Here is an 8,215-nt window from a genome sequence, read left to right on the forward strand (position 1 = left end):
CCGCATATTTTGCCACTTTCACGTCCGATATGCCGGCAAGAATAATTTTAATGCCAATACCTCTTTTGGCAGCATCTACCAGATTTTTCCTGAACGTTTTTCCAGGCAAAAAATAGCTGCATAAAATAACCACATGCGACCGGGCGTTGCGAAGCATTTCAAAATAGCTGCGGGATATCTGTTTTTTATTGCGTACCCAGTCGTTAATGCGCATGCGTACCATGGTATGCGCATCGCCCGGCAGTACAGCCAACGATGGCTGGTGTGCGCATGGCATTGAAACTACCTTTGCAGGAAAGCCTTTCCACGTTCTCCAGCACAGCATGCACAATTCTTTTACGATCTTCCCTTCAACAAATACGGCAAAGTCGAGCCATGCCGTATAGCCGGGTCTGTCGTTATACCGCTCGGTAATATTTATTCCTCCTACCATGGCATATTGCGCATCTGTTACAATCACTTTATGGTGCAGGCGGCGGCCAAAATAAAAGTACCTGCTCCTTATTACAGGTTCAAAAAAGCGAAAATGAACGCCTGCCGTCCTGAGCTCCCTGATAAAAGATTTGGAGATCAGGTTGGATGCGTACCCATCAGGCATAACATACACGTTAACGCCTCTGCCCGCCGCATTTTTCAATGCTTCGCCGATTAATTTCCCGGTATCATCATCATCAAAAATATAGGTTTGAAGATGAATGGAATGCTTTGCACCGTCGATCATTCCAAGCATCCGGCTAAAATACGGCGTGCCGCCACGGATAAGTTCCACCTTATTGGGCGTAGTATAAGAGGCATCCCCGTTTTTGGGGGAGCCCGGCAATTTCAACGATATTTTGCCGCTGCTTTTAACAGTCCGGGTTTTCACGATGCAGGCTTTTTGTAAATATAGGAATGTATTCTTTGCGTTTGTTCCCGCCTCACCTCCTTTTATGCGGGCGAGGTATTATTGCTGCCTGCAAGAAACAGCTACCCTTAAACGCAGGGCCCGGAATATTTAATTATTTTTAGGGTATGTTGCGCGTTCAGTTCTGGAAGCAGTTTTTTGAAGAAGCAGGGGATATCTCCCGTTTTACAGGAAGGTTATTTTCACAGTGGTTCAAACCGAGGTACGAGATAGCGGAATTTCTCAGGCAATGCTTTATCATTGGCTATAAATCTCTGCCGTTGGTTATGCTTACTACTTTTATTATGGGGCTGGTGCTTACCATGCAAATACGCCCTTTTTTGGTAGATTATGGAGTGGAATCGCAGCTGCCCGCCATGGTGGGTATTGCTATTGTGCGGGAAATAGGACCGGTTATTACGGCGCTTATTTTTGCGGGGAAAATAGGCAGCAGCATAGGTGCAGAACTGGGTTCCATGAAAGTAACCGAACAGATAGATGCAATGGAAGTATCCGGTACCAATCCTTTTAAATACCTGGTGGTAACAAGGGTGCTGGCTGCTACTTTTACGCTACCCCTGCTCGTTATGCTGGGTGACGCGGTAGCACTGTACGGGACTTACCTCGGTGTAAATATGAGCGGCGTTACCAGCTTTGATCTTTTCTGGACAAAAGTATTCAGGAATCTTTCCTTTGGCGATGTGCTGCCTGCTTTTGTGAAATCTTTTTTCTTTGGTTTTGCTGTAGGAATAGTAGGTTGTTATAAGGGATATTATTCCAAAAAGGGAACAGAAGGGGTGGGGCAATCGGCAAATTCTGCTGTTGTGCTGTCTTCTGTGCTTATATTTTTTATTGATCTTATTGCGGTACAGGTAACCGGTGTACTGGGACTGAACTAAAACGGTATGCATATAGCGGGAAGTATAAAAAGAACATTGGAAAATTACGGCCGGGATGAAGCGGTAATGACGATTCGTAATTTGTACAAATCGTTTGGCGTTCACAGGGTGCTTGTTGATTTCAGCCTTCGTTTACATGCAGGCGAAAGTGTGGTGGTACTGGGGAAATCAGGTTCCGGAAAATCGGTTTTGATCAAATGTATTATTGGTTTGCTGAAGCCAGACAGCGGAAGCATTGAAGTGCTGGGTGAAAGTATTCCGGAACTGAATGATGAAGCGCTGGACGCTATCAGGATGAAGATCGGATTCCTTTTTCAGAGCAATGCTTTATACGATTCAATGACGGTAAGGGGAAACCTGGAGTTCCCGCTGAGGCGGCATTCCATTACAGCAACGCAGGAAGAAGTAGATGAACTGGTAAAAAACGCATTGGAGGATGTTAAGCTGGCGCACACTATTGATATGATGCCTGCAGAGCTCTCCGGCGGGATGCGCAAAAGAATAGCATTGGCCAGAACATTGATTCTGAAACCCGCTATTATCCTGTATGATGAGCCCACTACCGGACTGGACCCGATCACCAGCCGTGAAATTATTGATTTGATCAAAGAAGTGCAGCAAAAGTACCATGCTGCTTCCCTGATCATTTCTCATGATATGAATTGCGTGCGCATGGTATCAGACAGAGTGGTTATGCTGATAGATGGACGGAACTACAAAGAAGGTACTTACGATGAACTGATACAATCGAATGATCCTGCAATAAAAGCATTTTTTGAATAAAATTGTTATGGCAAAAAAATCATTTTCAAACCTTAAGCTGGGTGCGTTTGTAATTGCAGGACTGGCTTTCCTGATCCTGCTTTTATACATGATTGGCAAAAACAGGAATCTTTTCGGGGCTACGTTCTCGATAAAAGCTCATTTCCGGAACGTGCAGGGGTTAACGGCGGGGAACAATGTAAGGTATGCGGGTATACAGGTGGGTACAGTAAAGAAAGTTTATATCCTGGACGACGGCCGCGTTGAAGTAGAGCTGCTCATTGAGAATTCAATGAAACAATACATCCGTAAAAATGCCAGGGTTACCATTGCAACGGATGGATTGATGGGAAATAAGGTGATCAGCATTGTGCCGGAAGCGGGTGATGCGGAACGTATTGCTCCGGGTGATATCCTGACGACCCGGTCTTCACCCGACCTGGATAATATGGTGAGCACCCTTTCGGGAACAAACAATGATCTCGCAATAATTGCCGCTGAGCTTAAAAGTACTTTGTTGCGTATAAACAACAGCACAGCTTTATGGGACTTGTTAAACGACAGTTCGTTGGTGCGGAATTTAAGTGCATCAGTGGCAAACATCAGGTCGGCTACTGCCGGGGCAAATGCGATGGTGAGTGATTTGAACGGACTGGTGCTCGACGTAAAAAACGGAAGGGGATCGCTTGGCGCGATATTAACAGACACTTCTTTTGCCGAAAACCTCAATACTGCAATAGTTCGCATCAGGCAGGTTGCCGATCAGGCAGATACACTCGCAAAAACGCTTTCCCTGGTTGCCGGTGGCATTAGGCATGATATTAATGAAGGGAAAGGTGCGGTTAATGCCTTGCTCAGGGATTCCGGCATAGTTGAGTCTATTAATGTTAGCCTTGACAATATTCAGAAAAGTACTCAAAATTTTAACGAAGTGATGGAAGGGATGAAGCATAGTTTTTTAGTACGTGGCTATTTCAGAAGGCTTGAGAAAAGGAAGGAAAAAGAAACTTTGCAAAAATTGAAAGAACAGTGATCATTTTTACGGCATTTGCCGGCAGTAATCTATTACCGCCAATCTATCGTCTTTCATTAGCGGTACCAGCATCCTTATGTAAAAAATAGCGAACAGGATCCTGCAGCAGCGTATTGATCTTTATCATTCTTTGTGATGATAAAGATCGTCATTAAAGTTTTTTTTAAGGGTGATATTTGATAAGATGTTCCGATAACGTTATCCGGTACACCGCAGCATTTATTACTTCACTCAAATAACAAAAAAATGAACCAGGCTTATATGCATCTTCTCACGAATCATAAGACATACAGAGATAACCGCCGGGGAGATGTTCTATAACCCGGCAGACCCTGATAAATGCCAGGGATCGCATTTCGCATAAGGCGTCGAAAAAATCATAATTTAATAATAGATCAATGGAATACCTTGATTTGATAATGAAGTACCATTGTGCTGTAACAGGTTATCGGTTAAGCGTTTGCCGTATTGGCAAATCCGTTTAGCCGGGCCTGTGAAACCTGAATGCCATTGTATCAAAATGAAAAATTTCATGTACGTTTGTTATGATGAGTAGCTGTTAAATCATACAAAAAGATGAAAAAAATATTAGTACCTACGGATTTTTCCTCCTGCGCGGTAAATGCGTTGAATTTTGCTGTGCAAACAGCCAGGCTGCACCCGGTTGAAATTAACCTGCTTCATGTTGTGGACATAACAGATCGCTTTTACAGTGACCGGTTAGACCTGGTACGGGATGAGCTTAAGTCCATTTCAAAGGAGGCAGACAAAAATTTAAGCCAGATAAAATTAAGTATCGCAGAAACAGAGTCTGTGGCCATAAACACTTTCCTTCGCGAGGGTAGCATAGAAGATAATATTTTGCAGATGTGTGAAGAACTGGAAATTGATCTTGTGGTAATGGGCACTTTTGGCATAAACGGTCTTCAGGACAGGATATGGGGCAGCAGAACCGCAGGGCTCACAGGGAAGACCAAAGTACCTTTAATGGTTGTACCTTATGAGTATAACTGGAAAGTGCCGGGTAAACTTTTGTTCGCTACCAGTTATTTCGAGGAAGATAAAAAGGTGTTGCGGGAAATAGCCGGCATCCTCGAAGTATTTAAGGCCTCCCTCGATGTTGTTGTCTTTACCGATGAAGACACTGCCGATGCTGCCCTTTTTTTAGAACATGGAATGAACATGGCAGAATATGAGCGAAAGCTAAAAAAACATCTTAATACACAATCGCTTGCTACAACCCATTTGTCGGGGCACGAATTTGAGGACACATTACAGGATTACATTAAAAGCAATGATATAGACATACTGGCAATGATCACCTACCAGCGGAGCGTGTGGGACAGGATATTTCATCCAAGTGTAACCCGGAGGATGTCGTACCATACGATCATTCCGTTATTGGTAATTCCGGCAACCAAAACAAACAATTAAGAAGTTTCGGATGTTTGGAGAACAGCGCAGGTCCGCACAGACCTATCTTGTGGCGGCATAGTAAGCGGCCCCAAGCAGGGCTGTTTTATTGTTCAATATGATTTTTACCGGTACCTTCTCCAATAAAAAATTCAGCCGTCCTTTCTGCCGGAAGGAAGTATAAAATGCATCATGCTCAAAAAGGCGGACGATCTGCGGTGCTATGCCGCCGCCTATAAAAAGTCCGCCGGTGGCATTTAGTTTTAAAACCAGGTTAGCACATTCATAAGCCAGGTATCGCATAAAACAGCGCATGGTTTCTTCACAAATGAGGCATTGTTCTGCATTTTCACTAATGGTAGCGGCTTTGTCTGCATTTGCCATTTTTTCTTTCAGCCATCCGGGTTCTTCCATTTTCATTTCATCCCGCAAAAACCGGTAAATGTTTACAATGCCCGGTCCGCATACCAGCCTTTCCCAGCTTACATGTTCAAATTGCTGTTGCAGATACGTATACAACTCAAAATCAAAGCTGCTCCTGGCGGCAAAATCGGCATGGCCGCCTTCTGTGGCAAAAGGATGATAATATTGGCTATCCCAATACAGCCCTGCCTCGCCAAGGCCTGTACCCGGTGCTATAATAGCGGCATTGCCTCCAACTGCGCTGTTGCCTTTATGAACAACCGCTGTGTCTTTTTCGTCAAGTACTGCCAGTCCGTAAGCGGTTGCCTTAAGGTCATTGATGAGATGAACCTTTGCCGTTTTATACTGCGCTGTAATTTCTTTTATATCTATTTCCCATTGCAGGTTGGATAGCGTTGCATGCCCGTTCAATACCGGCCCGGCAACGCCAAAACAAATGGCATCAGGCTCAGGAGTATCCCTGGTAAATTCACCTGTTAATTCAGCTATATTGTTATAGTCTTTAGACACCAGCTTTGCTTCCTGCAACAAACGGTATTTCCCGTTTTCCACCCTATACATGGCCAGGTTGGTTTTGGTAGCGCCAATATCGCCCGCGAATACTATGTTCCCGTTGCCTGCTGCTTTAGGCTGTTGAAATGGTAATAACATAATGACTGTTGCTGTTTATTTCTTACACTTCAGCCATGGCAGGGATTTCAGCTACTTTATACAAACCCATATCTAACTTTTTCTTGGTTTCTTCAAACGCGTTAAGTGTTTGCGCTATATCTTTCCGGGTATGTGTGGCAGTAGGGATGAGCCGGTAAATGATATGTCCTTTGGGAATAACGGGGTACACAACAATAGAGCAGAAGATGCCATAGTTTTCCCTGAGATCCATCACCATTGCAGTGGCTTCTTCCACACCGCCTTTCATGTATACAGGTGTAACAACGGAATCTGTATTCCCGATATCAAAGCCTTTTTCCTTTAATCCTTTTTGAAGGGAGAGCGCATTTTTCCAGAGCTGTTCTTTTAATTCGGGGTGCGATCGTAATAATTCAAGCCGCTTCAGATTGCCCAGAACCAAAGGCATGGGTAAGCTTTTGGCAAAGATCTGGCTGCGGATATTATATCGGATATAATCAACAATGGGTTTGTCGCCTGCAACAAAAGCGCCGATGGAAGCCATTGATTTGGCAAATGTAGAAAAGTAAAGATCAATTTTATCCTGCACGCCCTGTTCTTCTCCCGCCCCGGCGCCGGTTTTGCCCAATGTGCCAAATCCATGTGCATCATCAACCAGCAGCCTGAATGAATATTTATTCTTAAGCGCGGTGATCTCTTTTAGCTTTCCCTGGTCGCCGGCCATTCCAAACACACCTTCCGTAATGACCAGTACTCCTCCCGTGTTTTGTTTTTTAATCAGCGCTTCTGCACGTTGCAACTGTTTTTCAAGATCTGTTATATTGTTGTGTTTGTACACAAATCTTTGCCCTGCATGCAACCGTACTCCATCAATAATACAGGCATGGCTTTCCGCATCATATACAATTATATCATGCCGGCTGCACAATACATCTACGATACTAACCATACCCTGGTAACCATAGTTCAGTAAAACGGCATCTTCCTTTTGTACGAATTCCGCAAGCTCGCTTTCCAGTTGTTCGTGATAATTTGTATTGCCGCTCATCATACGTGCGCCCATTGGCAGCGCCAGTCCGAACTGTGCAGCAGCTTCGGCATCCGTTTTGCGTACCTGCGGGTGATTGGCAAGCCCAAGATAATTGTTCAGGCTCCATACGATCATGTCCTTTCCCCGGAATTTCATGTGGCTGTCAATTTCTCCTTCTAATTTGGGAAATGCAAAGTAGCCGTGTGCCCGTTCACGATGCTGACCCAGGGGCCCGTAATTACTTGTCAGTCTTTCAAAAATATCTGCCATACAATGTTGTAATTAAAGCAATGCCAATAATAAAGTAGTGCAAAGATAGTAGTTCTCACAGGTCAGGTAGCATCGAGAGCTGATGGCAAGGCGGAATGATGCGAAGGTAAGATTTTTGTGTCATCTTAAGCAGTAAAAATTATAAAAGTGCGCTGTATTTAACCAGCGCACTTTTGTTATGAACCAGCCGGTATTGCTTTCCCGGCATATTAAAAGGTTGCGCTTACCGTGTTTTATTAAAGCCTTCTATTTAAGTTTTGCCGAAAGATTGTTATCGATGGCTTCAAGGAAATCTTCAGTATTGAGATAATGTTCGCCCAGCTTTACTTTGGTACCGTGTATGCATATCGCGAGATCCTTTGTCATTTTACCGCTTTCCACCGTTTCAATACACACGGCTTCCAGGGCATTGCTGAAATCAATAAGCGCCTGGTTATTGTCTAACTTTCCGCGAAATGCCAGTCCCCGGGTCCATGCAAAGATGGAAGCTATAGGGTTGGTGGAGGTAGGCTTTCCTGCCTGGTGGTTGCGGTAGTGGCGGGTAACGGTTCCGTGCGCAGCTTCCGCTTCCAGTGTTTTGCCATCGGGGGTAACCAGAACGGAGGTCATCAGTCCTAACGAGCCAAACCCCTGGGCAATAGAATCGCTTTGTACATCACCGTCATAATTTTTACATGCCCATACAAAATTGCCGTTCCATTTTAATGCGCTGGCCACCATGTCATCAATAAGGCGGTGTTCGTATACGATACCGGCCGCTTCAAACTGTGCTTTGAATTCCTGTTCGTAAATATCCTGGAAGATATCTTTAAATCTTCCGTCGTATTTTTTAAGAATGGTATTTTTGGTAGACAGGTACAAAGGCCATTTTT

Annotated in this window: 8 protein-coding genes; 4 read left to right on the top strand and 4 right to left on the bottom strand. The window is 44.3% G+C overall.

What is annotated here, in order from left to right; all coding sequences use genetic code 11:
• Positions 1 to 865 (bottom strand): phospholipase D-like domain-containing protein (locus PLH26_RS17340; protein ID WP_324587293.1); only part of this gene is annotated, 865 nt, incomplete at its 3' end.
• Between the two features lie 146 nt (positions 866 to 1,011).
• Between PLH26_RS17340 and PLH26_RS17345 the strand changes: the two genes are divergently transcribed.
• The 4 genes from PLH26_RS17345 (at position 1,012) to PLH26_RS17360 (ending at position 5,011) form a co-directional block, all read left to right on the top strand.
• On the top strand, positions 1,012 to 1,782 hold the full coding sequence (locus PLH26_RS17345) for an MlaE family ABC transporter permease (RefSeq protein ID WP_324587294.1): 771 nt from the start codon (positions 1,012 to 1,014) through the stop codon (positions 1,780 to 1,782).
• 6 nt (positions 1,783 to 1,788) lie between these two features.
• Positions 1,789 to 2,565 carry an ABC transporter ATP-binding protein gene (locus PLH26_RS17350; RefSeq protein ID WP_324587295.1) on the top strand — a complete coding sequence of 259 codons (777 nt, stop codon included), beginning with the start codon at positions 1,789 to 1,791 and terminating at the stop codon, positions 2,563 to 2,565.
• Positions 2,558 to 3,577 (top strand): MlaD family protein, encoded by a 1,020-nt coding sequence (locus tag PLH26_RS17355; protein WP_324587296.1) that lies wholly within the window; start codon positions 2,558 to 2,560, stop codon positions 3,575 to 3,577. The genes PLH26_RS17350 and PLH26_RS17355 overlap by 8 nt, the downstream gene beginning before the upstream one ends.
• Before the next feature lie 576 nt (positions 3,578 to 4,153).
• Complete coding sequence (locus tag PLH26_RS17360; RefSeq protein WP_324587297.1) at positions 4,154 to 5,011, top strand: universal stress protein; 858 nt, start codon at positions 4,154 to 4,156, stop codon at positions 5,009 to 5,011.
• Between the two features lie 42 nt (positions 5,012 to 5,053).
• Here PLH26_RS17360 and glk read toward each other — a convergent pair whose 3' ends face one another.
• From glk to PLH26_RS17375, 3 genes are all read right to left on the bottom strand, one after another.
• Complete coding sequence (glk, locus tag PLH26_RS17365) at positions 5,054 to 6,064, bottom strand: glucokinase (RefSeq protein ID WP_324587298.1); 1,011 nt, start codon at positions 6,062 to 6,064, stop codon at positions 5,054 to 5,056.
• A gap of 22 nt (positions 6,065 to 6,086) precedes the next feature.
• Positions 6,087 to 7,343, bottom strand: coding sequence for an aminotransferase class I/II-fold pyridoxal phosphate-dependent enzyme (locus PLH26_RS17370; RefSeq protein WP_324587299.1), 1,257 nt, complete (start codon positions 7,341 to 7,343; stop codon positions 6,087 to 6,089).
• Between the two features lie 246 nt (positions 7,344 to 7,589).
• Positions 7,590 to 8,215 (bottom strand): NADP-dependent isocitrate dehydrogenase (locus PLH26_RS17375; protein WP_324587300.1); only part of this gene is annotated, 626 nt, incomplete at its 5' end.

The organism is Agriterribacter sp. (assembly GCF_035444585.1).
Taxonomy (GTDB): domain Bacteria; phylum Bacteroidota; class Bacteroidia; order Chitinophagales; family Chitinophagaceae; genus Agriterribacter.